Here is a 26119-nt window from a genome sequence, read left to right as displayed (position 1 = left end):
ATTCGATCTCCCGCCCTCCTTTCTGGGTGGGAGTCCCCGAATTTATAAAAGACTTGTCGATTCACTAAACTACTGTATTTCTACCTGCGGATATTCATTCGATGAATGGCGTTGGAAAAAGAACTACATACATGGGGATAGTCGCTTTTCCCGGCAGATTTTACGGTCGTTGCGTAAAAGTCGGCACGAAGAGAAGACATCTCGCTCACGGCGCCTATATCCACGAGAGCCAAAAACCGGAAGAACTCAAAAAACTTTCTAATGCTCTCGATTCTTCCAAAATAGAATTAAAATCGATCATTTCCAGTCTCAAAACAAGAGAACAAGATAGAGAACTGAAAGAAATTTTAGAAACCCAGGTCACAATTACAGAAGACCCAGGACTACAGGATTCATTCAGAAATCGGATCAAAGAATATAATGAAAACGCATTTTTAGCGGTCCAAAATACGATCAACGAACTCACGGATAAGTTCACTCGTATGGACAATCCATTCTTCCGTGAAAGATCGGATCATTTTCAGGATATCTCAAATCGGATCCTGGAAAACCTATTAGATAAAAAAGAAGAAGTTTCCTTCTTAGCAGACCAATCCGAAGACGTGATCTTGGTTGCTAGGCAATTGACTCCTTCTCAGATGATCCTCATGGACAAGAGTAAAATTCGAGGGATCGCGACAGACCTAGGTGGAAAAACAGGTCATATGGCGATCCTCGCTAGAAACTATGGGATACCAACCATCGTCGGTCTAAAGGAATTTTACAGAAATATTAACGATTTTGAATATGTTTTCTTGGATGCGGACACGGGCCAGATCGTAAGAAATCCCACAATAGAAGAAGTGAAATACTATGGTGCTTCTTCTCCTTTAAGTTTTGAGACCAAGGTGATTAAACCTAAAAAAGCAGTCACAAAAGACGGAATCAAGATCCGACTAAAATGTAATTTGGAATCTGACACCGACTGCGATCTTGCTAAAAAAGCGGATGTGGATGGTGTAGGACTTTTCCGTTCAGAGTCTCTATTCTTAAAATACCAGGACAAAAACGTTTCCGGGGAAGAACAATTCTTAGCCTATAAAAGGATCGCAGAAGGAATGGATCCGAATCCTGTGTACATCCGGACATTCGATATTGGTGCAGATAAATTTTCCACAGGCGAATTTGAAGAGAATCCTTTTTTAGGAAATAGAGGAATTCGATATAGCCTCCAAAATCCGGAATGGTTCAAAGAACAATTGATCGCAATCCTCAGAGCCTCCGCCTATGGAAATTTGAGCATACTACTTCCTATGGTGACAAGTCTAGGGGAGATCAAAAAAACAAAAGAAATATTAGAAGAATGTAAAAGAGAACTCACTGTTAGCAAAGAAAAATTCAATAAAAAGATTAAACTAGGAGTAATGGTAGAAACGCCATCCGCAGTATCGTCAATGGATGTTTTGGCAAGAGAAGTTGATTTTTTCTCGGTTGGGACAAATGATCTTTTACAATATCTAATGGCAGTAGATCGAAATAATATAACCGTTTCCTCTTTATATAATCCATTCCATATTTCCTTTTTAAGAACTCTTGTGCAGATCGTAGAGACCGCTTGGAAATATGAAAGGCCGTTAAGCATTTGCGGAGAGATCGCTTCGGATACAAATTTTACGATCTTACTTTTGGGAATGGGATTCAGAGAACTTTCGATCTCCATACCTTTCGTGGGCCCGATCCGTAAAATTTTAGGATCGGTAAGTTTAAAACAGGCGAATTTTCTTTTAAAGAAGATTTTAGAACTTTCTGAGAATGAAGATTACGAAGCGATCGAAGCGTTCTTATTTAGCAAACACTTAGAGTAAAAAATGGGAATCGCATGTAGGAGTTCCTACATCGCACTCACCAAAAAATCTACTGAATAATATCCGAATATTCCAAACTCAAAAATAAAAACGGATCCTGATCGATCTTCTTTTCTTGTAAGAACAAAGGTCCCAAAGATTCTTTTGGTTTTAGAAAATTCAAATAAGACTGTTTTTCAGTTCTGAGGAAAAAATTCCCTTCCGCTTTTTTCTCGGAATGAAAATGAGAGATCTTTTTGATTACTGAAGGAAGATTCCTTTCTTCCGAATGGATGTCTGAAAATAAGATCAGATAATTTTTCTCTTTCCAAGTTCCTTGAAAAACAAATCCTTCTTTGGAGAAAAATTCTTTAAAAGGGATTTTTTCAGAGATATCTTCCAATCTGGAATATTGGAAAACTTCTTCTGTACCTAAAACTTTAGGTAAGAAAGAATCAATTTTAAGTCCGGGAGCTTCTTCCCAGCCTGCACTTAAGCAGATCCCTTTTTTAAAACTTGGGTTTAGATTTTTGATCTCTAGTTCCGATTGGAACTTCTTCCAAGTTAGTTCAGCTCTCGCGAATATAAATCCTAAATTTAAGACGGAAAATTCTCTTACTCTGGAAAAGTCCCAGACTTCCCTTTCTCTTAACGTGGAAAAATAAAGATTGTCCAGAGCATACAGGTCCGAATGACCATAAGGTTCGAAGATACTGGGTTTAGAGAGGATCGTTTTCGCCATACAGATTAAATATCGGCGGCTTATATAATTCCCCTCAGGGTAAAAAAAAAGCCCCGGTTTACGACCGAGGCTTCTTCTTTCCTTTTTTTAGGGGGTTAACCCATATGAAAAAGGATTATTTATCTGTTGTGTAAGCTTTTTTAATCTTATCCGCGTATTTTTCAGCGATTACGTGACGTTTCATCTTCAACATATTGTTTAACTCGTCTCCTACCTCGAAAGGTTTGGAAACCAAGAAGAAAGGAGTCACCTGCTCGAAGGACTTGAATCCGTTTTTAGCGTTGTTAAGCGCCTTGATCTCTTTTCTATATAGATCCACTACTTTCGGATTTTCGATCAAAGAGTCTTTATTGGAAGTATCCACGCCGTTTTCTTTCGCCCATTCTTCTAACTTGTCGAAGTCCGGAATGATGATAGCTCCTAAATTTTTCTGATCTTGACCTATGATCATACACTGGCTGATATAAACGGATTCTTGGAGCTTGTTCTCGATAGGAACCGGCTCGACGTTTTCTCCGCCTAACAATACGACTGTGTCTTTTGCTCTACCGGTAAGAGTTAGGGTATGTTTGAAGTTGATCATCCCCATATCGCCAGTATTCATCCATCCGTCTACCAGAGCCTTAGAGGTTGCTTCGTCATTTTTGAAGTAACCTTTCATCACTTGCGGACCGTTTACAAATACAACACCTTTACGTCCAAGTCTACCTTTGATCACTTTTCCATTTGCGTCTATCTCTGTTAGAACTTCGTTATTATCATTTCTGATCTGAAGATGAGTTTTAGGAACGATAGAACCTACGGAACCTATGATCAACTTTTGGAAAGTTCTTACGGAAAGTACAGGAGAAGTTTCAGTCATACCGTAACCTTCCAATACGTTGATCCCGATATTGTTGAAGAACTCATCCACATGACGAGGAAGGGCTCCTCCTCCGGAGATAGAAGCTTTCAGTCTTCCACCGGTAGCAGTTCTGATCTTGGAAAGAACGATCTTATCTAAAGTTGCGCTATTTAAGAATACTCCAAGTCCCGCTATAATGTAAAGAGGCAGACTCAAGAAAGAGAATTCAGTAGAAGCAAGCAAATATGCAGCGATCGAAGAGACCACAGTTAAAGTGAAAGGTCCTGTCAGGAGCAACTGGACTAACATTAAGATCCCGTAGAAGAAAGAGAAGATCGGATTTCTTCCGTGATAATCCACTTCTTTGCCGGTAATAAAACGAACTGCAGCGTTTTTCTTGTCTGAGAAGAAATATGCAAGTTTGAATAACCCACGGCGGATCGCAGGAGTCTGGCTTGGATCGTTGATCCTTGTATAAATACCGTTATAGATATTTTCCCAAAGACGAGGAGCAGAACCCATGAATGTAGGTTTCACGGTTGCTAAGTCTTGGCGAAGATCACGAACGTTAGTGTAATAGGTAGCGGCACCTATGCTGATACAAACATATTCCACAACTCTTTCAAACACGTGCCAAACAGGAAGGATCGAAAGTAGTTTTGCTTCAGCATTGATCTTTAACATAGGAGTTACGTTCAATACTTGGTGCATCATATTAGAATGTCTTAATTGAACACCTTTAGGAAGACCGGTAGTACCGGAAGTATAGATCAAAGTGAAAAGGTCCTCAGGTTTGATAGCAGCGACTCTATCTTCTACCTTACGAGAACCAGAGGCTCTTAAACTTTTTCCTTTTTCTATAAGATCGTACATTTTCAGAACGCCAGGAGCTACGGATTCTTTATCCATTAGGATAATCGTTTTCACTTTTCCGAGCTGGGATTTGTTTCTGTTGAATTTCTCCAACATTTTATCGTTCTCTATGAATACTACTTCGGACTCGGAGTGACTAACGATATACACAATCTCCGAGTCAGTGATATCTGTTCCTCTTGGAACGTCAGCCGCACCGGTCATAATAATACCGTAATCTGCGATGATCCATTCTACACGATTATCTGCGAGTAACGCGACATGGTCCCTAGATTGGATGCCTAGGTCGATCAAAGCCTCGGCAAGATTCAGACCTGCTTCGTATAACTCCGAATAGTTGATCGGCAAATAATTCTTTTGCGCGTCTTTGTACAAGAAAGCAGGTTGATTTTTAAATTTTTCTGCCGACTCACGAAATAATTGGGCGAGATTCTCAGCCATGAATGGAAATTCTCCTGAAATGAATTGGAAAGATGGATGATGTCCGGCAGCACCTACCGGTGATCTGATTCCAGATTCAAACTAAATGCTGAAAGATAAATCCTTTTTTTTAAAACGAGTCCGAGTTTGGCTTTTTATTACACGATCGTTATGGATAAAAGCTAATTTTAAGGGGATTCGAGCCAGTTTTTTAGTCTTCCGGTCAATATTGGTAGATCTTTCTCTGAAATTCCGTATTGGGAATGAAGTTTCTTTCCGGATTTACTAAATACGAATAATGCAGGCTGCCCTTCTATTTTGAGAGGGGTCACAAGTTCCCATTTCGGGTCCAAAAGGCTTGGGTATAACATTCCGAATTCGGAAGCAGCTTTTTTAATCTCCTCTAAACTGAGATCGTCTTCCGTATTCACACCTAACACGATGGCAGGAGAATCTTTCAATTTTTCTCTCAGTTTTTCAACAACAGGCACTGCCTTTTTGCAAGGTTCACACCAGCTCGCCCAAAAATCCAAGACCACTAACTTGCCTTTGTCTTCTGAAAATTTGTGGGAATTGCCATCCCAATCTTGAAGGGTCACCTGATAGAGCAACGGTTGCTCGTCCGATCTACAATCGTTTAAGAATAAAATGGAAAAAAGAAGAAGGAAAGCAAGCCAGGCTTTTCTAAAAACCATACTTCCAGATTACAAATAAGAATCAAAGCTACAAGTAATTTACTACCAATTCTACCTTGCTTTAAGGAGTGGAGATCAAAAACTTGTACAAGGTTTTCACCCTTGGAAGAGACCAGGATCTATAATTACTATTTCCAATTTTCCGAATTCCAATCTTATTTGGAAGGTAAAAGGTTCCATGGAAAAGGTATCCATTTTGATTCAGGTGCCCCCGAAGGAACTGCTAAACCCCCGATTCTCTCCGCATTTTTGGATCCCAAAAAAGGATTAATCCTACAATTAAGATCCGGCAAAACTTTAGAAAAGATCTGTACCGAGTGGACTGACGGATCTTGGACAAGAAAAGAAGATCTATTCGTTTGGAATGTGAGCCCAACCGAACAAATCTATTTCCAAGCATTGGATAAAAATCGGATCCATATCCATTGGAAATCTTCGACTGATATTATTTTTTCGGGAACGATAGAAGTGGGAACAAAATCCTTTTTCCAAAAGATCTTAAGCTTCTTTACCGGTAACTAGATCTCTAAAGATCTTTTTGACAAGCAAGGCGGACTTCTTTCTTTCGAATCTTTTCAGATCTACCTTTGGAAACTTAAACTTCTTCTTTTGAAAATCCAAAATTGCATTCTTCCATTCCTCTGATGATTCGGGAGAAATATACACGCAGGATTTTTTTCCTATTTCCCTAAATACTTCTAGATCGGAAACGATACAAGGAAGAGAATAAGCAAGCGCTTCTAAAAGTGGGATCCCAAATCCTTCGTAAATAGAGGGAAAAATGAAAAGACTCGCCTGAGAATATAGATATTTTAATTCTTCTTCATTTACGAAATCGAACCAGTAAAGTTCTCCGGACTCGGAGGACTCTTTGAATTTTCCTAAAAACTCAGGAGATTCCCAACCTTCTTTTCCTGCATGAACCCAAACCAGATCCGATCTTTCTTTTCTGGCTTTTTGATATGCGTTTAGAAGTGTTCCGAAATTTTTTCGAGGTTCTAAAGTAGAAACTGTTAGAAAGAATTTTTTAGGTAGTTTAGCGATCCGTTTTGTAGGAGGAGTTTTGATCTTTAAGATCTCTTTCGGATCATAACCGGGATAGATAACTTCTATTTTATCCTTAGGAAATGAAGAATACTTAAGGATCTCCGAAGAAGTGAATTCGGAGTTTGCCAATATAAAATCGGCCCTTTGGATACTTCTTCTTAAATAGAAAAGCTGCTGGAATCTTGCGATCGGCCTCATAGTTTCCGGAAAACGATAGGCCACAAAATCGTGATAGGTCAAAACTCCGGGAATACTCTTGGATAAGAATAAAGGAAATACTTGCTGCGTTCCCCAAAACAGATCGATCTCATATTTTCTCAATTGGAAAGGAAGGTAGAATGCAAAGTAAATGCCCCCTTTTTTAGAGAATAGACCTTGCCCTATCACAGGCTTTATATTAGGATTTTTGAATAGATCCGTATATCCATCATGGATTGGTCTATGGGAAAAAAGATAAAATTCAAAATCAGGATCTTTTTCGAAACCTTTCAAAACGGATTCGATCAACCTACCCACTCCTGAAACCGGTGTGGATAACGGCCTTGCGTCCAAGGCGATCTTATATTTTTTTCTGTTTAGATTGGACAAACTAAGAATGGCCTTTTCTAAGATTGATTTACCAACGATCTCTAACTGAACCTTGGAGGGAAGTTTTAAACTTTTCCCAAAACTGAGTTACTAATCCGGATTCTCCGGCAAGCAATCCTATCCCAAGTTTAGAAGTTAAAAATGGATAATCTTTACCTGAACGAATTTCCAGATCCTTTCCTAGAGAAGCTCGGAGTATCGCAATCCCACCCGCCACGTCCCAATCGTTTTTAGGTCGGAGAGAAAGTGTTAAAGGATATTTACCAACTGCAACCAAGGCAAGTTTATAAGCAATAGAACCTTTAGGTTCTAATACAAAATCATTTCCATAGTCTAGTTTTTTGAAAAGTCCAGCCTTCGTTTCAGATATAGATACTAAAATTTTAGGAAGCTCCGAAGATTCTAATTTTGGAAGATAGAAAGTATTCTTCCAATCGATCTGATTTTCGATATAGGGGGACTTTAAAATTGTATAATACGATCCCTTCCCTTCTAGCCCCCAAAAAAATTCTCCGGTCGCGGGATTCATTACGATCCCAAAAACAGGTCTACCTTCTTCCAAGAGTCCTAGGCTGATTGCAAATTCAGGATTTTTGGCTACAAATTCTCGTGTGCCATCGATTGGATCTAAGATCCAAACTCTTTCTTCGCCAAGAGAAGAATGAGAAAAATCCGAATCTTCCTCGGAATAAACTTTGTCTTTTAGGATTTTGCGGATGCCGCCTGCGATGATCTCGTTTGCTTGCAGGTCGGCTTCAGTGAGAGGATCCCCTTTGGATTTTTCCATCACATGGAAATTCGTTCCATAGATGGAAAAGATCCGATCTGCGGCTTCCAGAACAAGTTTAGAAACTAATTCCGCTTCTTCCGGAAATCGCATGAAAAAGGATTATTTTCCGGTAGTAGGCGCGGCCGGTTGTTTATCTTCCTTATGAGGCTCTTCGTCCAAATTATCAGGACGAACATAGAATACCTCGTTGATAGGAGTTTGGAGATAAATTTCCGGGTCCATTAGATAACTGTAAAATACGATATACGTTTTGTATTTTACATACACCCCAAAAGTTCCTTTTTGAGGCTCGTACGAAATGGAATCCGCCTTAAGGTCCTTGGTGTATTCCTTATAATCCAGGTATTTGCGATGAAGGCTGTATTTTAAAGCGGAGAGAAGATTTTTTTCCAGGGTCGCTTTTTTAGCGGATTCGGAAACTTTTCGATTCTTATTAAATTCTTCTACTTTATTAAATTCTTCTACTAAACCGCTGACTTTTCCAGCAAACAATGGGGTCCCGAGGCAGATAGCCAAGGCTAGTATTACGATCCGTTTCATTGTTTCTCCTATGTTCCTGTGAATAATATCGGTATTTTAGGGGGTGAACTTTCCCCCTCGTTATAATTTCTCTAAGGGAGTATAGGCAAGGAAAAAGTTCTTCTCCAGGCTCCCAAACTTGATTTTTACCTTCCGGTTTTTGCCGGTCCCTTGAACGGAAATCACCTGTCCGAGGCCAAATTGGGCATGTTTGACCCGATCTCCTTCCCGGATATCTGCCTCTTCTCCTAGAGGTTTGGAAGAATCCTCCCTTTCTCTGGGGGTTTCCTGGATTTTATATGCTCCAGAAGAAGCAGTCGGAGGACCTTGAGGTCTGCGCACTCCCTTTTGGGCGAGAATACCTTCTTCCCCAAAACATTCGGACGGAATTTCAGGAAGGAAGCTGGATGGGATCCGGTCCTCTACTTTTCCGAATTTACGAGAGGTCCTGGAATAGCTCAGATATAATTTCACTCTAGCACGGGTTAATGCTACGTAAAAAAGTCGTCTTTCTTCTTCCTTTCCGTTCGGCTCTTCCAGGCTCATGGAATGGGGGAAGGTCCCTTCTTCCAAACCGGTCAGAAATACTGTGGGGAACTCGAGTCCTTTGGCATTGTGAACTGTCATTAGATGAACATAGTCAGTAAGCTGTGCTGTATCCTCTTCCGAGGTGAGAAGGCTGATCTGATTCAGATACTCATCCAAATTGGGAGAATCTTCTCGGGACTCGTATTCTTCGATGGAGTTCACAAACTCTCTTACGTTCTCTACTTTAGAGACCGCTTCCTCGTCATGACCATCTCTTTCCATATAATCGATCCAGCCAGATCTTGTTACGATCTCTAAGGCGATCTTAGAAGGGAACTCTCCTTTTTCTTTCCGATCGATCAGATCCTCGAATAGATGATAGAGTTCTTTAGCTTTTCCTAAACTTGCTTTCTTTAAAGGAAGATCAGGATGTCCTATCGCTTCTAAAAAAGAAATTCCTTGGTCCAAGGAAAATTTACGGATCTTTTCTATACTGGCTTCGCCTATTCCGCGAGGAGGCGTATTCACGATTCTTAATAAAGAATTGGAATCCATAGGATTTGCGACCACGTTCAGATACGCGATCATATCCTTGATCTCAGCTCGATCAAAGAATCTAAAACCACCGAAAATTTTATACGGGATACCTGAAGATCTGAGTCCTTCTTCAAAATATCTGGATTGAGCGTTTGTTCTGTAGAAGATCGCAAAATCCTTGTAGTCCGCTCCGCGTGCAGACCCCGCTCTTATTTTTTTTACGATATCATACGCTTCTTCAGTTTCATTCTCGAATTGTGAAATAGAAATAGGTTCACCCAATTCGTTATTTGTGAATAATTCCTTTTCTTTTCTTCCGGTATTATTTGCGATCACCTTGGAAGCGGCGCGGATGATCCTGGAAGTAGAACGATAATTTTCCTCCAGCTTGACCACATATGCATTTGGAAAATCACTTTCGAAATTTAGAATATTCGAAATATCTGCTCCTCTCCAAGAATAGATGGACTGATCATCGTCTCCTACCACGCAAAGATTCCCTCTATCTCCGGAAAGCATGCGTATTAAAGTATATTGCGCTTTGTTTGTATCCTGATACTCGTCTACCATGATATAATTCCATCTATCTTGGTATGATTGTAAGACTCCTGGATTCTCTCTGAATAATTCCACGGTCTTTTGGATCAGGTCCCCGAAATCTAAGGCCTGGTTTTTTTTCTTACGTTTTTCATATTCTTCGAAAATGTTTGAGATCATCTGAGATCTGTGGGAAAAATTCTCTTTTCGTATATATGAATCCGAATCGGAAAGTCCGTCCTTCCAGGAAGAAAAGATCCCTGTCAAAGAAGAAGGTTTGTATTGTTTAGGATCCTCATGCAAATCTTTGATCACTTGCTTAATTAAGGATTCTTGCAATACGGAATCATAAACCGTAAACCCGGAAGGCATTCCAAGATAGGAAGTTTCTCTTCGTAAAATATATAAACAGAGAGAGTGAAATGTTTTGATCTGGACATTCCAAGGAATGGAAGGCACAAGTTTTGCCACCCTTTCCAACATTTCTGCGGCTGCTTTATTAGTGAAAGTCAGAGCGCAGATCGAATCAGTTCTTTTATTTAGGATCAGATTCGCGATCCTATGAGTGATTACCCTAGTTTTTCCGGAACCTGCACCTGCTAAAATTAGAACAGGACCTTCCAATCTTTCGACAGCGGCTTTCTGAGGATCGTTCAAGCCTTGCACTAGATCAACTGACAAAGCGAAAACTCCCTAAAATCTGTAATCACCGATACCGAATACGAATTGGAATGCGTTGTCCGATTCATATCTTTCGAAAGGTGCCCAGAAATTTCCGGTAGGTTTTAACTTTTGCGCGAAATAAATACGTAAAGGAAGAACAGGGATCTGAACTCTTAAGCCCACTCCCCAAGAATATCTCATTCTGTCCATTGCAACGTTATCCGATGATAAGATCAATCTTCCTGGGTTATTCAATTCGTCATATGTTACGTCGGCCTTACGTCCATTCTGCAAATTGAAATTATTTTGGATGTACCAGCCGATCGGGTTTGCGGCAATCTGATCCGCCTTATTCTTATCGTAAGATTCGAAATAATCCTTTTTAGTTCCTGTTGCACGGTTCACTTGTTCGTAAAGTGCTCCTCCGTCTAAGAAAACCACAAGCCAGAGTAAGCTAGGTTCTATCGGAATTCGGATCTCCGTATCAAAAAGGATACGATGTTGGGCACCATCTCTCCATTCCACAGGATATTTTTGGTCGTTATAATACCAACCTCTCAAGGACTCGTAACCACCAATGATGAGCAAATCCTGAGGACGAATATAAGGATCCTGAACAGGGTCCTGATTATGAGATCCCCCTGCCGGTGATCTTTGGAAAATAAAAGTATCGGAAGTCCTGAATTCCTGGACAACTCTCCATCTACGAAGTGCGTTGTTCCGGATCAAACCTCCGAATGTAAAGTCGAACCAAGTATGATAGTACTCCGCTAAGACCCTATATTGGTCGAAGTGAGAAGATCCACCCAAATACTGTCCCACGTTATCCACCTGGAAGAGCAGATCGTAACCTCGAGTAGGAGCAAATACGTTATCTCGAATATCATAAGCGAGACCGTTTGTGACCTGAGAACGGAATTGCCATCCCCTTCTCACGTTAGCCAAAACCGCATCAGACACAAGTGCGGTCGGGTTGGAATAAGAATAGAATGCAGGAGTATATCTATGGAAGTGAGTCCAGTTAGTTCCAAGTCTGTGAGCCACACCCATGGTGACCCCCAAACCGTTGTTATCATAGGTAGCGTTCTCAACAGTTGGAGAAGTTGTACTATCCGAAATGGAAATCGTAGAAGTGGAACCTAAGAATATTGTCCGAGAGAAATAGAACATGGAAAGTGAAAGAGACCAAGGAGTATCATACATCCAAGGTTCCGTCCAAGAGATCTGAAAGGATCTGCGATAGGGTCCGAATTCCAAACGTCCCGATACTTTTTGCCCGGTTCCGTTTAAGTTGTTCTCCCCAATCTCTGTGAAGATAGTAAACCCTGTGATGGTTCCATAACCACCACCCATGGAAACCGTTCCGGTAGGTTGTTCTAATACTTCGATGACCAGGTTCATCTTAGTGTCATCCGAACCGGGTCTCATATTAAAGTTTACCTCTTTGAAGTAACCTAGGTTGAATATCCTTTCCCTGGAACGGTTTACTAGACTGGAATCGAATAAGTCACCCGGTTTGAAAAGTAACTCCCTACGGATTACCTTGTCCTGGGTTTTCTTATTTCCTTTGATGATTACGTTTTCGATCTGAGCCAGGTTGTTTTCGCGAATGGTAAAGTCCACATGAACGAACTTACGTCCTCTCAACTCGGGATTATCTCTAAAAATTTCTCTTAACTTGCGAATATTTAATTGTTTGTATTCTTCTTCACAGGATTTCTTTTCCACCTCTGTTCTTCTTGAGGCACAATTTTCATAATATTCTAAACTTTCAGAATCCAAAGAAACGATCTTTCTTCTAGGAATTACCTGAGCGAAAATATGACCTTTAGATCCGTAGAGTTCATTTACTGTTGCCCTATCTCTGGAGAATACGGTCTCGTCGAAAATTTCTCCTGCATCTTTAGAACTATAATCCAAGGATTTTTCGATCTCCGGGATCGTGAATAGAGGTTTTAATTTATCCTTAGGAGTTTCCGGAGGGTTATTCTCTTTGTTTAAGAAGATGGGTCTACCGTCCCCATCCGTAGTCATATCATGGGAAACAGTATATCCGTTAAAATAATAAACCTGCCCTTCATAGAGTTTGATATTAACTATAATTACCCTTCTGTTTTTCTTTTCGGCGTTTTCCCAATGGATCTCCCAGTTAGTGCCTTCACGGATCAATTCTGAATCCAAGTATCCTTTACTTCTCAAATAAGCTTGGATGACTTCCTTATCTTTTTCAAAGGAGCTTTCTTTGAAGTTACCACCTTCAAATAGACCTTCTTCCTTTAACTCCATGAGTCCAATGATCTCTGAAGTTTCGATTGTTTCGTTTCCGTAGATATTGATCTTTGCGACCGGTATCTCTTCTCCCTCGTCGATGATGAAACGGACTTTCACTAAGTTTGTTTTAGGGTCGGGTTTTCCAAGCTCCACTTTTACATAAGCAAGGAAGAACCCTTCATCTTTATATTTTTGTAATATAATATCTCTGGACTTAGTGACTTTTTGCGGAGTGATCACCTCGTTGTCCTTGAGAGGCATTTTGTCTCGAAGGTCAGCCGGAAAAACTTCGTCGGCTCCGATAAATTCAATGTCCTTGACTCTAGGTCGTTCTCTGAGTTCGAAAATAACCCGGACACCACCTTCCATTTCTTCCGCTTTGATATCGATAAAGTAGAAGAACCCGGATGCAAATAATGCTTTTAAGTCTCGGTCTATGATCCCTTTGGTGAGAAGTTTACCTGTTCGGAGTTCCAAAAGACCGCTGATATCCGAGTCGGATGTATTCTTGTTTCCGTTAAATTTTATTTCTCTAACGATCTTTCCGAAATAATCGCTCTTTTTGGAGAAAAGTTGAGAGATCTCGCCGGAGTAAAAAAAGAATCCGCTTACAAAAATAACGGCAAAGGATTTATATATAGATACTTTTCGTTTCAAGAGTCTTTTGAAATCGCCTTAAGGCTTTATTTAAAATCGAGAAGGTCTATACCTTCTCGAAATAAGTCTTTAGATCCACCTGAGCGGATCACTGACCTCCCGGTTGACGAACCATCGCAAGATTAAATCTTGTTACTCCGGCTTCGTTCACTTTATCGATCACCTTGACGATGGTTTGGTAATTCGCTCCACCATCACCTCTGATAATCACCCGATTTTTACTCTGTTCTTTTTTGTCTTTGTCGTCGCCTTGGTTTTGGCCATTGAACAATTTTATCTTTTCTGTCAGTTTTTCCAAAGGAACAGGCTCAGTGTCTTTATCTAGGAAAATTTTTCCGTCTTTATTGACAGTGATAACCAATTCGTCCTTTTTCTTTTCCTGAGCAGTGCTAGAAGATCTAGGGAGTTCTATCTTTACTACTGTGGATTTTTCCAAAGTAGCGTTCATCAAAAAATAAATTACGATGAAGCAGATAACGTCGATCATAGGTGCAAGCTCGATCTGGCCTGCCCTAAAACTTCCGCTTTCTCCCCGACTCCACTTTTTGAATTTCATCTTATTTTAAAAACCTAAGTGCCTGCTCGGAAAGGCTTTCCATTTCGGAAATCGCGTCTTCTTTTTTCTTTTGAAAGAAGTTATGGAAAATATAAGCTGGGATCGCAACCGCAAGTCCCATTGCTGTGGTGATCAATGCTTCACTGATCCCTACTTCCGCTCCTCTTGTTCCGGAACCTTCTGCGAAGGAACGAATGATCCCAAGAACTGTTCCCAATACTCCTAAAAGTGGGGAGATGGTAGCAATGGTAGCTAACGGAGAAAGGAATTTTTCCATTCTTTGGATCTGGTTCAAACCTTGGGTTAAGATCTCATCATCTACGGAAGATGCATTTCTCTTAAACTGGGTGATACCAGCTTGTAAAACCTGGGAGACTGGTCCCTGGCTCAGACTTCTCATCAGGTCGGAGGCTGAGTCGTAGTTTTTTTCTCTGAGTAGATCTTTTACTCTTCTCCAATCGTCCGGAGTAATTGCTTTCCAACGAGAGAAAAAGATCAGCCTTTCTATGATGATTGTAAATCCTACTATAGAAACTAGAAGGATCAGAATAGGTACGGTTTCCGGTGGAATAATAGAAACCAAAGAATCTGTTTTGGCAAGAATCATATCGGCTTGAGGTTCTCCAAGGAGTAGGGTTTCCAACTCGGCTGTCCCTGCCAAACGATTTTTAAAAGGAAGTTTTCCTTTTTACCGGAAGCGAATTTACCCCCGGTAAAAAGAGAAACTGAGAAGACGAATTATACAGCCTTCTTTTTGAGCAGTTCCTTTGCGTGATGGAGAGCGCCTTTGGAGATATTTTGACCCGCGATCATTCTCGCAAGTTCCATAGTTCGTTCCTCCATTCCTAAGAATTCAGTTTCGGAGACAGTTCTTCCCTCTTTGAGTCGTTTACTTACAAGCAGATGATGGTCCGCAGCCGCAGCTATCTGCTGTAAATGTGTTACCAAAATGATTTGGTGAGTCTTAGAGAGGGTTCTAAGTTTTTTTGCTACGTCAGAAGCAATCTCTCCGCCCAGACCAGAGTCAATCTCATCAAAAACTAAAACTTTTCCATCAAAATTGGAACCAAGCACACTTTTGATGGCCAACATTACTCTGGAAATTTCTCCTCCGGAAGCGATTTTACGGAGAGGTCTTGGCTTTTCACCTGGGTTTGGACTAAAATAGAATTCTGCCTGGTCCAATCCGAATTCGTTTACTAAATAAGATTTTCCTTGGGCTTCTACTTCTCCTTCCGGGCTTGTTTCCCAACGAAGTACTACTTGTAGCCCGGCACCTTTCATTCCCAGAACTTCTAATTCAGATTTGAGTTTAGATTCGAACTTATTCAATACTTCTCGTCTAGATTTAGAAAGTTGCAAACAAGCTTGGGTCAATTTGTCTGCCGCTCTTTTCTTTTCTTTTTCCAGAGAAGTTTTAGAATCTAAATTCTGTTCTAAAGCAGAAAGTTCATCTTCCGCCTTCTTCTTTGTTTCTAAAATTTCAGAGATTGAATTCCCGTATTTTTTCTTTAATTTTTGGATTAGGTCCAATCTGGATTGTACATGAGAAAGTCTTTCTGGGGAGAAAAATACTTCTTCCTTTTGGTCTTGGGCAGTAGTATTGATCTCACGGATTGTAACATACGCTTCCTTAAGGGCAGAATCCATTTCGTTTAATGATTCGTTCAAAACTTTGATCTTATCGGAAGCGGCAAGCACCTTGGGAAATATTCCTAAAACAGAAGACTCACTTTCGTGCAAGTAACCAGTGATTATATCCAGGTTCTCTGCGAGTTTTTCGCCGTGAACGAGTAGATTCTCTTCCTTACTCAGTTCTTCCTCTTCTCCCAATTTTAAATTAGCAGAATGGATCTCTTCGATCTGGTATTGAAGTATCTCCTTTTTACGGTTTCTGTCCGCATGAGATAATTCTAATTCCTCTAATCTTTTTTTGAGACTTTTATAGGTTAAAAATCCCTCTTTTACTTCTCCTCTAAGTGCATGTAAACCTGCAAAACCATCCAGTATGTCCAGTTGCTGGGCCTTGTCTAAAAGCAGAATTTGGTCGTTTTGGTTATGGACTTCGGATAGAATCTCTCCTAAACCGCGAAGCACCTGAGCAGAAGAAAGGGAATGATTGATCTGGATTTTTGTTTTTCCGTCTCGGGTGAATTCTTTTCGGATCACAATCGCTGAACCGCTTAGAGGAAATCCATGTTCCCGCATCCAGGTTATGGCGCCTGGATTTTGGGAAACATCGAACTCAGCTTCCAAACAATACTTATCCGAGCCTGTTCGGATATCCATAGTACTGCTCTTTCCTCCGAGTAAGGAAGAAAGAGCATCTAGTAAGAGAGATTTTCCGGAACCAGTCTCCCCCGTAATCGCAGTTAAGCCCCCTCTTAAGTCGATCTGGGCTGATTCAATTAATGCAAAATCTCGAATACTAATTGTCTGAAGCATGGTTTTTCCTCTTAGCTACAGCATACTATTCGTATGATTATATACTTTTGTAAACTATTTTTTTGTATAGTATTTTTATTTTTTCCCTCTCCCAAAATAAAAGAGAAGGAAAAGTCATCTCAATTAGATCGCAACTTTCCTTGAAGCAATTGTTGAAACTGTTCTTTGGGAAGAGTCATCTGTTTCGTTTCATTTTTAGACGGGTTCATTTTTTGGACCGCGCTTAAATCCGTGATTCCTGAACAAGGTTCCTGCGGGTTAGGTTTTTGTCCTTTAATGGCTTGGATCCATGTGCAAGCTATCTTCATATAACCTAATCCACTCGGATGGACTCCGTCACCGGAATAGTCAGGTCCTGGTTGTAAAACTTGGGACATATCTACAAGCGCCATCCTTGCCCTGTTCGCAGGCGGCATATTATTCCAATTATTTGAAATGTAATTATTGTACTTAAAGATGACTTTATTTACCGTATTATAATCGAAAGAATTATAAGGAGCCTGAGGCGCCGAAACTTGGATGATTTTGGCAACGAACACGTAAGCTTTTGGGTTATTGGCAAGTAGCTGGCTAAGCAACTGAAAAAGACTCACCCCAACGGAAGACGCCACTTGATCGATCTGAGCATCCGTTGGATTCTGGATCTTTAAGATCTGCCACATATCATTCGTACCAGAATGGACGAGCGTAATATCCGAAAAGCTAGGCAAACCGGCAATTGGCATCAATGCTTCATTTGTCCAGCCAGGATAACCATCATGCATCTGCGTATTGGATACCCATTGGCTCGTATTTGATCCTCCTGCTTGGTATCCTTCGGTAGTGAATATGATACCATCTCCTTCAAAGGAAAATAAAGTCATCCATCCCCGATAGCCTCCTCCGATTGCAATAGGAGGCGAGCAAATATATTGTCCGATAGCCGGAACTGGGCAAAAAGGAAAACCAGCAGCAAATTGAACTCCATATGTGATGGAATCTCCAAATGGTCGTATACGTACAGGATTTACCAATTTATAAGGAGCAGGTTGCGCGGGAAGTCCCAAACTGCTAAGGATTAGAAAGAGAGGAAGCAACCGAAGAATTAATTTTACGAGTTTCATTTTTATTGATCCGGATCGAAAAAGATTACGAAATATTTTTTCCAAATTAGAAAATCGGCAACCTCAAATCTAGAATTTTAATTATAACGAGCAAGGCAGAAACAGGCCGTTCATCATTATTTCGGTTTAGGTTCGCGAGGGACGCGGCCAGACATTTACGTTTGTATCCTTTTTGAGATCTGGGACCCGAGGATTTTTGATTGCATGAATCGTCCTGGGGGAAACACTGGGTATCGATTTTTCTCCTACAGAGGACTAAACGAGCATGGCAAAAAGTTTCAAAGATCTAGACGCCCAGCTCTCAGAATACATCCTCAGCCGCTCCCGCATCTCCGTTCAATCTTCCAGAATGAATTCCAAATTGGAAAAATACGTTTTACGTATTCTAACAGAAGTTCTGGAAAAATTAGGCCAAACAAGATACATCGAGATGCTGTATACGATCACCAAAGAGATGGCGATCAACGGAGTAAAGGCCAACCAAAAGAGGGTTTTCTTCGAAGATCTTGGTCTGGACATCCGAAATCATGAACATTATGACCAAGGTCTGGCCCAATTCAAAGAGAACTTCTCCGAAAAAATGGCTGACGAATACGGAAAGCGTTGTCTTGCCAGAGGTGTTTTTGTCAAAATTTCGGTCACTTACGCCTCCGAAGGTTTGGTAGTCGAAGTAGTTAATAATACTCCCGTAATCGAGATCGAAGAATCTCGTATGAGGGAGAAAATGCGAAAGGCGATGGAATACAATGATATCGCCGAGTTCTATATGGATAATATGGACAATACTGAGGGAGCCGGTCTTGGGATTGCTCTCATCATGATCCTTCTCAAAAGTGAGAATATTGATCCAAACCTATTCAGGATCCAAACCAGCGCCGCTGAAACTGTCGCCAGGGTAGAAATCCCTTTCACCGACAATTATGTAACCATTAGAAGTAAGGAAATCAACCAAGTTGGAAATCACAAATAAGACTGCCGTAATCACCGGTTCCGCCGGAGGTTTAGGCAAAGAGATGGCCCTTCATTTTGCGAAATTGGGAGCCAATATCGTTCTATCGGATATCTCCGCAGACAAACTTGGTGGAGCTAAAAAAGAGATCGAAGCACTAGGTGCTAAGGTAATCGCAGTTCCGACAGACGTTTCTAAGGAAAAAGACGCTGTTGAACTTATGGAGCAAGCGGTTTCCGCCTTCGGTTCCGTCGATATCGCAGTTTTGAATGCCGGGATCTTAAGAGACGGTCTCTTAATAAAAGCGGATAAACAAACTGGTAAAGTTGCCTCCAAAATGTCTTTGGCAGAATGGCAGGCCGTGATCGACGTTAACCTGACTGGAGTATTCTTAACAGGTAGAGAAGCGGCAGTTCAAATGGTAAATAACGGTACCAAAGGTGTGATTATCCCTATCGCTTCCGTTTCTATGCATGGCAATCCTGGTCAAACCAACTATTCCGCGGCAAAAGCGGGTGTAGCAGCCATGACAAAGTTATGGGCGAAGGAACTCAGCCGTTACGGCATCAGAGTCGCAGGAATTGCACCTGGATTCATCGCTACTGAGATGGTAATGAAAGATATGAATCCGGAAGCTCTAAAAAAATGGGAAGCCTTGATCCCGATCGGTAGATTAGGCAGACCGGATGAAATTGCAAGCACCGCGGTATTTATCGCTCAAAACGATCTTGTAGACGGAGTCGTTTTGGAAATTTCTGGAGGGGTCAAAATTTGACCCCTTTGTTTCTTTTATTCCCTTCTTCAGTCCATTAGTTTTCCTTAATTCTTCCACACTTTTGCCTTCAATAATTCCATTTCGCCTATCTTCGTTAAGCTGAAAGCTTGTTCACACTTCTAAACGTTTTCTTGCATTAGAATTCCGGCAAATTCGAAGTTTATAATAGTACATTTTTAGTTTATTGTTAAATTAGAATATTGAGTTTTTGGGATCTTCTAAACGTAAGAGGGTTCTAATATTCGAAGGATTGAAAGTTATAATATTCAATATATGTAAGCTTTGAGGTTATTACTTCTACAATTGGTAATAAATTATTTTCCATTTTATTTACATAATTATATCATAATTTACATGATTTATAATTTTACAAAAAATAGAGATACTTTTCGGAAATCCTTGTAAATTTCAAAGGTTATGTTAGAGTGGATTCAAATACAACAGAAGGCAGATTATGGCAGCCCAAAAGTTAGAAATTAAAAAAACTCATCTGGATTCTACCATCCGCGGACTTAAAGCAGTAGCTCATCCTGACAGATTAAAAATCCTTCTCCATCTTTCTAGAAAAGAACACAGCGTGGGAGAACTTGTAGACGCACTTGGTATCAGCCAATCAGCTGCATCTCAACACTTAAGCAAAATGAAAGAAGCAGGATACTTAGGAAGCAAAAAAGTTTCTAACCAAGTATTCTACTCTATCAAAGACGCAAAATTCAAAGCATTCGCAAAATCTTTACTTCAGATCTTTTCTAAGTAATTAATAGCTACTGCGGGGTTCCCTTCAAAGGAGCCCCTTATTAATCTTCTTTTCTCAGCAGATCCACGTAATCCGCAATCGCAGTTTCCAAATCAGTAAATCCTTCTTTGTAACCGCTTGAGATCAGCTTTTGAGTCTCAGCTTTTGTATAATATTGGTATTTTGCCTTTAAACTTTCGGGCATTTCCATATATTCTATATTTTCCGGTTTTCCCATCGCCTTAAATAAAGCGGAAGCAAGCGATTTCCAGGTCTCCGCTTGCCCTCTTCCCACATTATATAAACCGAATTTACGGTTTTCTAAAAGAAATAAGCTGATCTTGGCCGCGTCTTTTACGTAAAGGAAGTCCCTTTTTTGTTCTCCATCCTTATAATCTGGACGGTAGGACTTGAATAATCTCAATTTTCCTTCGGAAGAGATCTGTTCGTATCCTTTCAATACTACGGATCTCATGTCCTCTTTGTGAGCCTCTCCGAATCCGAATATATTGAAGTATTTCACTCCTGTGATCTTATCTAAGAATCCTTTTTTCAGGGCATATAGATCGAACATATGTTTGGAGTATCCATACATATTCAGAGGTTTGAGAGAATGGATCGGCGCCTTATCGTCGTATCCAAATTGCCCTTCTCCGTAAGTGGCTGCGGAAGAAGCGTATAGGAAATGTATCTTTTTATGAAGAGACTCCTCCGCTAAGATCTTGGTATATTCATAATTGTTTCTGATTAGATAAGAAGCATCCGTTTCAGTTGTAGAAGAACAAGCACCTAAATGAAAGATATGAGAATAATCTTTTAAGATATCTGTGGTTTGTACTTTTTGTAGAAATTCTTCTTTTTCGGAATAATCTGTATATTCCAATCCTCTTAGGTTTTTCCATTTGGAAGAGGTACCCAAATGATCTACTACAAGGATATCTGAAATACCTTGCTCATTCAGAAGTCTAACTACATTACTTCCAATTAGCCCGGCTCCGCCGGTAACGATTACTCGTTTCATTCCCATTCTTCCATTTGATTAAAGTTCACTTTTCCTAGGACAAGTTCCTATAGGGAATCCAAAAGTCTACCAAATCTATCTTCTACTTGTTTGGAGATTTTAGGATCTTCTTCTAGAACAGGAGGATACCAGGTTTTTAATCTTGCATCTACTAGGATCGGACCCTCGAAAGAAATATGATTTCGAACAACTTTCGAATCTCCGTAAATGTCTGCTGCAGGTTCAAATCTGGTAAATACATTCCAGATAAAATCGTGATCCGATTTGGTTGCTTCTTCCGAATTATCTACTAAGAATACGAATAAAAATCCTTGGGTGATTGCTTCTTTACGTAGTGCCTCTAAGATCCGGTCCCCTTTTTTATATTTCGGTCCTGAAACCACCAAGGCTCCAGGACAATATACTTTCGGATTTTTGAATTTAGAATTTTTAATATTAGAAGTAATCTTCGGTTTTAACTTTTGAGTCTTAGGCCCAACTCCAAGTAAAACCGCCTTGCTTCCTTCGTTTACTTTCGGTCCTGTATAATCCAAAGTATCTTGAGAAATATTAGAGAATATATGTAAGTCAGTCTCAGGTTGAAATCTTTCAAGAGCTGCGAGGAAAGTAGTTTTAAAGTTCATTAATGGGACTTCTTGATCGGTCACGATCAGGAATTTAGTGAGAGACAGTTGTCCTTCTCCTAAAATCCGAAGGGCTCCCATGAAGGCTTCTTTTTTGTATCTTTCTTTTACGATAGCGGCTGCTAAAGAATGCACTCCGGATTCTTCGTAAGCCCAAATTCCTTTTACCTGAGGCATCACGATCGGGAACATAGGAGATAATAAATGTTGTAGATATTCCGCAATCCAATGATCTTCTTGCGGAGGACGTCCTACAACTGTTGCGGGCCAAATTGCATCTTTACGAGCGTAAATTTTATCCACTTCGAATACCGGATAATCATGTTTTAGTGCATAATATCCGTAATGATCTCCAAAAGGGCCCTCTGGTTTTCTGATCTTAGGAGGAATTTTTCCGATCAATGCAAAGTCAGCATCCGCAACAATTGGAAGCGGACTGATCTTTTTATTTTTTAGTACCTTTAATCTTTCACCTAATAAAAGTGAGGCGAGGAGGAACTCACTGATCTCTTCCGGAAGTGGTGCTACTGCGGAAATTGTAAGAGCAGGCGGACCTCCTACATAGATATGTGCAGGCAATGCATTACCTTCCTCTTCCGCCTCGGAATAATGAAATCCACCGCCTCTATGGATCTGTATATGCATCCCGGTAAGTTTTGGCCCGTGGAATTGAATACGATACATTCCCAGATTTCCTTTTCCGGTTTTGGGGCTTTCCGTATAGACCAAAGGTAATGTGATAAATCTTCCCGCATCCTTGGGCCAAGATTTTAATGCAGGTAATTCTTCAATACTCTGCAGCTCCGAATCCAAAATAGGAGCCTTACTAACTTTACGCAGACCTACTTTTAAGGCAGTCCAGGCAAGAGATCTCGCTTCCCAAACTTTTTTAGGAGTCGGAGGCATTAGATGTTTTGCAGTATATGCAATTTTCTGAATAAACTTTTCAGGATCTTCTCCGAATGCGATCTTGATCCTATTTTCCGAGCCGTATAAATTAGTGGCTACGGAAAATTTGGATCCTTTTACGTTCGAGAATAGAAGTGCAGGGCCTCTTTTGGCAACTACCCTTCTCTGGATCTCTGCAATCTCCAGAATAGGATCCACTTCTTCTTTGATCTCCAAAAGTTCTCCTTTTTTAGAAAGTTCTTTTACAAATTCAGAAGTGGATCGAATGCTCATAGTTTTCCTTTTTTATTATAAGTTTAATTTTCTAACCCTGGCAAAACTGCTCCATCTTTAGCCAGCGTTTGTTTGATCTTTTTTGCTATCGAAGAAGGAAACTCAGTCTCCAAATTTTTCCAATTACAATATTTAATCTCTATAGAAGGACGAATTTTACGGAAATTCTCCAGGATCTTCTTTTCCGATTTTTGATCCAGTTCGGTTTCGGAAACGAAACCTTGGATCTTATGGTGTGTAATCGTATGTTTAAATTTGATACCTAGATCGGAAGGTTTTAGATGCCAATGCAAAATAGGATCAGCCTCGTAAGGATTTTTTCCTTCAAAAGAAAAAGGTAAAGAATAGATCGTTTTAAAAAATCTTCTCTCCGGATAACGAACAAGAATTATACCTTGTTTGGTTTTTAAAATAAAAAATCGGATATTTAAAGGGATTTCCTTTTTTCTCTTTTCCATTTCAGGAATACTGTCTTGGACACCATTTTGGTATGCCAAACAATCATCTTGAAGGGGGCATTCAGTACATAAAGGTTTTGGAATACAAATGCGAGCACCCAATTCCATTACCGCTTCATTATGGTCTCCAGGAAATTCCAAATTCAAAAATGAATCTGCGATCCTTTGTAAGGCTGGATCTGCCTTTGGCCCTGATTCTCTGAACAATGCTAAACGAGAGAGAACTCTTTTGGCATTCCCGTCTAAAACTGCAAAAGGTAAATTATAAGAGATAGAAAGAATTGCACGAGCAGTATAAGGTCCTACCCCAGGAAGAGAAAGAGCATCGTCCAAACTTTTAGGAAATTTTCCACCGAACTCATTGACTAACTTTTGAACCCCAGCCAAAAGATTTTTAGCTCTGGAATAATAGCCAAGTCCTTGCCAATAACGAAATACTTCTTCTTCTTCAGCGATTGCAAGATCTTCCGGTTTTGGAAATCTATCTATAAACTTTTCGTAAAGAGGAAGCATTGCAGCAACTCTCGTCTGCTGCAGCATGATCTCGCTCACCCAAGTAGAGTAAGGGGTTCTATTTTTTCGAAATGCCAGGTCTCTTTTTTCTTGGACGAACCAATTTCTAAGCTTTAAATTCGTTTTAGGATCGAATTCGTAGGTCGGAAGATCGGATTGACCGGCGCGCATGTATCTGACTATCCAAGTCTTTTACTCCAGGGAGAAAAGGAGTTTTCGAAGTGGATTTGTTGGAATTCCTACAAAATTCAGGGAAGGGTCTCCCCGCCCTTACTCTGGGCGGGGGCTGGGCGGTGGTACCAAACCCACTGCCATATCACAGAAATCTCAAACTAGCAAGCACATTCCCAACCCAAAATCCTGTAGGACCTCCTACAAGCGCTTCCAGATTAAGTTCCCTCACCTATAACAAAAACCCTCCGGAAACCTCTAAGTCTTGTGCAGTTACCCAAGAGAATTCATCCGATAACAAATTTACGATCACCTTTGCAATATCGTCCGGACTTCCAATCCTTCCCAGAGCTGTCTGATCCGCTAATGGTTGGATATATTCAGGATATTTATCGAATGCGCCACCCCCAAGGTTCGTATGCGTTGGACCTGGAGAAACTGCATTCACTCTGATCATTCTGGGAGAAAGTTCTTTTGCCAGATATTTTGTCCAAGAAGTCAAAGCTGCTTTAGAAGCTCCATAAGCAGAATATCCTACAAAAGATCCGTGGCTGGAAGAACTGGATGTATTTACAATTCTACCATTGTCTTCTATTAATTTAACAAGTTGTTGTGTTATGAAGAACGGCCCTTTAAAATTTGTGTTCAGTATCTGATCGAAATATTCTTCCGTGATCTCCGTAAAAGGCATTCCTCCCCCTATACCTCCGTTGTTCACTAAGTAATCAAAAGTTCTTCTTTTCCAAATCTCTTCTAGGTTCTTTTTTACAAGCTCTGTAAAATTTTCGAAAGAAGACTTTTGGCTTAAATCCAACTTCAGACAAACCGCTTTGGATCCATTCTTCTCTACTTCTTTCACTACATCTTCTGCACCTTTCTTATCAGAATGATAAGTAAGGATCACACCGATCCCACGTTTCCCTAATTCGATCGCTGTATTTTTTCCGATCCCGTTGCTTGCTCCTGTTACAATTGCTACTTTCATAAAGTTCTCCAATACGTTAGATCATAAAGGATTTTTAGATATCGTAAAGATCGGATCATACCGATTGATTGCCTAATACTACCTCACCATTATTAAATTAAAATATCCTTCGGATTTCGCTTTAGAAAATACGGTTCTTATTTTTCTATTACAGAATGAAGGAAATCCTAAAAGAGATTGCCGAACTAACGATCCGAGCAACCACTCAGCCGACAAAGACGGAGCTTCCGAAAGTATTACTTATAAAGGGAGAAGTATCCGAACATCAACTTGCGGCGATCTATGAGCCTATGATCGGATTAGTTGTTCAAGGAGGTAAGACTATCTCCATCGGAGAACAGACTATCCAATTAAAAGCACCGTCTTACTTTGTAATTTCCGCAGATATCCCGGCCACAGGAAAAGTGCAACAAGGCAAGACTGGACCATATATATCCTTGGGTCTTGAATTAGACCAAGATTCCATTCTAGATTTATTAAATGACCTGCCCAAAGATCCTTCGGAAGCACATTCAAATGATGAATTCATGGCGTGTGAAGCTTCGACTGAATTTTTGGAAGCCTGGGTCAGAATGCTCCGTCTTCTAAAAACCCCGGAACATATACCTGCACTTGCACCTATCTATGAAAGAGAAATATTATATAGAGTTCTTCTTGGCCCGCAAGGATGGCGTTTAAGAAAATTCTGCGAAGCGCAAGGTAAAGGACCAAGCATATACCCAGCAATTCGCTGGATCCGGGAAAATTACACTGCATCTATGGAAATCAAACGACTGGCAGCAAAATCCAGATTAGGAGTTACTACATTTCACAGACAATTTAAGCGGATCACCGGCCTAAGTCCTGTCCAATTCCAAAAACAACTTAGACTACTAGAAGCAAGAAAACTTTTAGTTCATAGCGCTTACTCTGCATCACGTGCAGCCTATGAAGTGGGATATGAAAGTGTAACTCAATTCAATCGAGAATATTCCAGATTTTTCGGAGACTCTCCAGTGAGAGATGCTTCTAATGTAAGAGAAAAAATAGCATTGACGAACTTCTGAAACTAATAAGAATCCAGCGATC

22 protein-coding genes are annotated in these 26119 nt (G+C 40.3%); 6 read left to right on the top strand and 16 right to left on the bottom strand.

Translation table 11 applies throughout. The features are described 5' to 3' along the window. Positions 1 to 101 precede the first annotated feature (101 nt). Complete coding sequence (gene ptsP, locus CH352_RS11555) at positions 102 to 1844, top strand: phosphoenolpyruvate--protein phosphotransferase (RefSeq protein WP_100707253.1); 1743 nt, start codon at positions 102 to 104, stop codon at positions 1842 to 1844. A 49-nt stretch (positions 1845 to 1893) separates the two neighbouring features. On the opposite strand, the gene CH352_RS11550 is transcribed toward ptsP, so the two are convergent. From CH352_RS11550 to CH352_RS11540, 3 genes are all read right to left on the bottom strand, one after another. Beyond that, entirely contained in the window at positions 1894 to 2565 is a 672-nt protein-coding gene (locus CH352_RS11550; RefSeq protein WP_100707252.1) for an LIC11631 family protein, read from the bottom strand. Positions 2566 to 2680: 115 nt separating this feature from the next. Then, positions 2681 to 4723, bottom strand: coding sequence for an AMP-dependent synthetase/ligase (locus CH352_RS11545; RefSeq protein WP_100707251.1), 2043 nt, complete (start codon positions 4721 to 4723; stop codon positions 2681 to 2683). Positions 4724 to 4890: 167 nt separating this feature from the next. Next, a complete protein-coding gene (locus CH352_RS11540) occupies positions 4891 to 5397 on the bottom strand; it encodes a TlpA family protein disulfide reductase (protein WP_100707250.1) in 507 nt (168 codons plus the stop codon). A gap of 102 nt (positions 5398 to 5499) precedes the next feature. Here CH352_RS11540 and CH352_RS11535 point away from each other — a divergent pair, with 102 nt between their 5' ends. Then, complete coding sequence (locus CH352_RS11535) at positions 5500 to 5919, top strand: hypothetical protein (RefSeq protein WP_100707249.1); 420 nt, start codon at positions 5500 to 5502, stop codon at positions 5917 to 5919. Here CH352_RS11535 and CH352_RS11530 read toward each other — a convergent pair. From CH352_RS11530 to CH352_RS11490, 9 genes are all read right to left on the bottom strand, one after another. Next, positions 5896 to 7032 carry a glycosyltransferase family 4 protein gene (locus CH352_RS11530; protein WP_100707248.1) on the bottom strand — a complete coding sequence of 379 codons (1137 nt, stop codon included), beginning with the start codon at positions 7030 to 7032 and terminating at the stop codon, positions 5896 to 5898. The genes CH352_RS11535 and CH352_RS11530 overlap by 24 nt on opposite strands. A 28-nt stretch (positions 7033 to 7060) precedes the next feature. Next, positions 7061 to 7912, bottom strand: a complete 852-nt coding sequence (locus CH352_RS11525) for a 3'(2'),5'-bisphosphate nucleotidase CysQ (protein ID WP_100707247.1) — start codon at positions 7910 to 7912, stop codon at positions 7061 to 7063. Between the two features lie 9 nt (positions 7913 to 7921). Beyond that, the gene (locus CH352_RS11520) at positions 7922 to 8362 is read right to left on the bottom strand and encodes an LIC11625 family surface-exposed protein (RefSeq protein ID WP_100707246.1); all 441 of its coding nucleotides are present in this window, start codon (positions 8360 to 8362) and stop codon (positions 7922 to 7924) included. A 60-nt stretch (positions 8363 to 8422) separates the two neighbouring features. Next, positions 8423 to 10624, bottom strand: a complete 2202-nt coding sequence (locus CH352_RS11515) for an ATP-dependent helicase (RefSeq protein WP_100707245.1) — start codon at positions 10622 to 10624, stop codon at positions 8423 to 8425. A gap of 12 nt (positions 10625 to 10636) precedes the next feature. Next, positions 10637 to 13534, bottom strand: a complete 2898-nt coding sequence (locus CH352_RS11510; protein WP_100707244.1) for a BamA/OMP85 family outer membrane protein — start codon at positions 13532 to 13534, stop codon at positions 10637 to 10639. 88 nt (positions 13535 to 13622) lie between these two features. Next, positions 13623 to 14090 carry an ExbD/TolR family protein gene (locus tag CH352_RS11505; protein ID WP_100707243.1) on the bottom strand — a complete coding sequence of 156 codons (468 nt, stop codon included), beginning with the start codon at positions 14088 to 14090 and terminating at the stop codon, positions 13623 to 13625. A gap of 1 nt (position 14091) precedes the next feature. Continuing rightward, the gene (locus CH352_RS11500) at positions 14092 to 14697 is read right to left on the bottom strand and encodes a MotA/TolQ/ExbB proton channel family protein (protein WP_100707327.1); all 606 of its coding nucleotides are present in this window, start codon (positions 14695 to 14697) and stop codon (positions 14092 to 14094) included. A gap of 131 nt (positions 14698 to 14828) precedes the next feature. After that, a complete protein-coding gene (gene recN / locus CH352_RS11495; protein ID WP_100707242.1) occupies positions 14829 to 16535 on the bottom strand; it encodes a DNA repair protein RecN in 1707 nt (568 codons plus the stop codon). A 119-nt stretch (positions 16536 to 16654) separates the two neighbouring features. Further along, entirely contained in the window at positions 16655 to 17638 is a 984-nt protein-coding gene (locus tag CH352_RS11490; protein WP_100707241.1) for a GDSL-type esterase/lipase family protein, read from the bottom strand. A gap of 265 nt (positions 17639 to 17903) precedes the next feature. On the opposite strand from CH352_RS11490, the gene CH352_RS11485 reads away from it, so the two are divergent. The 3 genes from CH352_RS11485 to CH352_RS11475 all read left to right on the top strand — a co-directional run bounded on the left by CH352_RS11485 (position 17904) and on the right by CH352_RS11475 (position 20119). Further along, positions 17904 to 18608 (top strand): histidine kinase, encoded by a 705-nt coding sequence (locus CH352_RS11485; RefSeq protein WP_100707240.1) that lies wholly within the window; start codon positions 17904 to 17906, stop codon positions 18606 to 18608. After that, complete coding sequence (locus CH352_RS11480) at positions 18592 to 19362, top strand: SDR family NAD(P)-dependent oxidoreductase (protein WP_100707239.1); 771 nt, start codon at positions 18592 to 18594, stop codon at positions 19360 to 19362. Before CH352_RS11485 ends, CH352_RS11480 begins: the two co-directional genes overlap by 17 nt. Positions 19363 to 19816: 454 nt before the next feature. Continuing rightward, complete coding sequence (locus CH352_RS11475; RefSeq protein ID WP_008592190.1) at positions 19817 to 20119, top strand: ArsR/SmtB family transcription factor; 303 nt, start codon at positions 19817 to 19819, stop codon at positions 20117 to 20119. A gap of 40 nt (positions 20120 to 20159) precedes the next feature. On the opposite strand, the gene rfaD is transcribed toward CH352_RS11475, so the two are convergent. The 4 genes from rfaD to CH352_RS11455 form a co-directional block, all read right to left on the bottom strand. Continuing rightward, entirely contained in the window at positions 20160 to 21125 is a 966-nt protein-coding gene (gene rfaD, locus CH352_RS11470; RefSeq protein WP_165780188.1) for an ADP-glyceromanno-heptose 6-epimerase, read from the bottom strand. Between the two features lie 41 nt (positions 21126 to 21166). Next, complete coding sequence (locus CH352_RS11465) at positions 21167 to 22924, bottom strand: UbiD family decarboxylase (RefSeq protein WP_100707238.1); 1758 nt, start codon at positions 22922 to 22924, stop codon at positions 21167 to 21169. Positions 22925 to 22947: 23 nt separating this feature from the next. After that, positions 22948 to 24066: an A/G-specific adenine glycosylase gene (locus tag CH352_RS11460; protein ID WP_100707237.1), complete on the bottom strand. Its 1119-nt coding sequence runs from the start codon at positions 24064 to 24066 to the stop codon at positions 22948 to 22950. Positions 24067 to 24298: 232 nt separating this feature from the next. After that, on the bottom strand, positions 24299 to 25051 hold the full coding sequence (locus CH352_RS11455) for an SDR family NAD(P)-dependent oxidoreductase (protein WP_100707236.1): 753 nt from the start codon (positions 25049 to 25051) through the stop codon (positions 24299 to 24301). Between the two features lie 155 nt (positions 25052 to 25206). Between CH352_RS11455 and CH352_RS11450 the strand changes: the two genes are divergently transcribed. Beyond that, a complete protein-coding gene (locus tag CH352_RS11450; RefSeq protein ID WP_100707235.1) occupies positions 25207 to 26097 on the top strand; it encodes an AraC family transcriptional regulator in 891 nt (296 codons plus the stop codon). Positions 26098 to 26119 lie beyond the last annotated feature (22 nt).

Source organism: Leptospira hartskeerlii, from assembly GCF_002811475.1.
Classification (GTDB): domain Bacteria; phylum Spirochaetota; class Leptospiria; order Leptospirales; family Leptospiraceae; genus Leptospira_B; species Leptospira_B hartskeerlii.
This window is presented reverse-complemented; position numbering and strand designations above follow the sequence as displayed.

Excerpts from the sequence above, each read along its gene's own strand:
- ptsP (WP_100707253.1), top strand. The coding sequence starts at position 102 with ATGAATGGCGTTGGAAAAAGAACTACATACATGGGGATAGTCGCTTTT.
- CH352_RS11550 (WP_100707252.1), bottom strand. The coding sequence starts at position 2,565 with ATGGCGAAAACGATCCTCTCTAAACCCAGTATCTTCGAACCTTATGGT.
- CH352_RS11545 (WP_100707251.1), bottom strand. The coding sequence starts at position 4,723 with ATGGCTGAGAATCTCGCCCAATTATTTCGTGAGTCGGCAGAAAAATTT.
- CH352_RS11540 (WP_100707250.1), bottom strand. The coding sequence starts at position 5,397 with ATGGTTTTTAGAAAAGCCTGGCTTGCTTTCCTTCTTCTTTTTTCCATT.
- CH352_RS11525 (WP_100707247.1), bottom strand. The coding sequence starts at position 7,912 with ATGCGATTTCCGGAAGAAGCGGAATTAGTTTCTAAACTTGTTCTGGAA.
- CH352_RS11520 (WP_100707246.1), bottom strand. The coding sequence starts at position 8,362 with ATGAAACGGATCGTAATACTAGCCTTGGCTATCTGCCTCGGGACCCCA.
- CH352_RS11505 (WP_100707243.1), bottom strand. The coding sequence starts at position 14,090 with ATGAAATTCAAAAAGTGGAGTCGGGGAGAAAGCGGAAGTTTTAGGGCA.
- CH352_RS11500 (WP_100707327.1), bottom strand. The coding sequence starts at position 14,697 with ATGATTCTTGCCAAAACAGATTCTTTGGTTTCTATTATTCCACCGGAA.
- recN (WP_100707242.1), bottom strand. The coding sequence starts at position 16,535 with ATGCTTCAGACAATTAGTATTCGAGATTTTGCATTAATTGAATCAGCC.
- CH352_RS11490 (WP_100707241.1), bottom strand. The coding sequence starts at position 17,638 with ATGAAACTCGTAAAATTAATTCTTCGGTTGCTTCCTCTCTTTCTAATC.
- CH352_RS11485 (WP_100707240.1), top strand. The coding sequence starts at position 17,904 with ATGGCAAAAAGTTTCAAAGATCTAGACGCCCAGCTCTCAGAATACATC.
- CH352_RS11475 (WP_008592190.1), top strand. The coding sequence starts at position 19,817 with ATGGCAGCCCAAAAGTTAGAAATTAAAAAAACTCATCTGGATTCTACC.
- rfaD (WP_165780188.1), bottom strand. The coding sequence starts at position 21,125 with ATGGGAATGAAACGAGTAATCGTTACCGGCGGAGCCGGGCTAATTGGA.
- CH352_RS11465 (WP_100707238.1), bottom strand. The coding sequence starts at position 22,924 with ATGAGCATTCGATCCACTTCTGAATTTGTAAAAGAACTTTCTAAAAAA.
- CH352_RS11460 (WP_100707237.1), bottom strand. The coding sequence starts at position 24,066 with ATGCGCGCCGGTCAATCCGATCTTCCGACCTACGAATTCGATCCTAAA.
- CH352_RS11455 (WP_100707236.1), bottom strand. The coding sequence starts at position 25,051 with ATGAAAGTAGCAATTGTAACAGGAGCAAGCAACGGGATCGGAAAAAAT.
- CH352_RS11450 (WP_100707235.1), top strand. The coding sequence starts at position 25,207 with ATGAAGGAAATCCTAAAAGAGATTGCCGAACTAACGATCCGAGCAACC.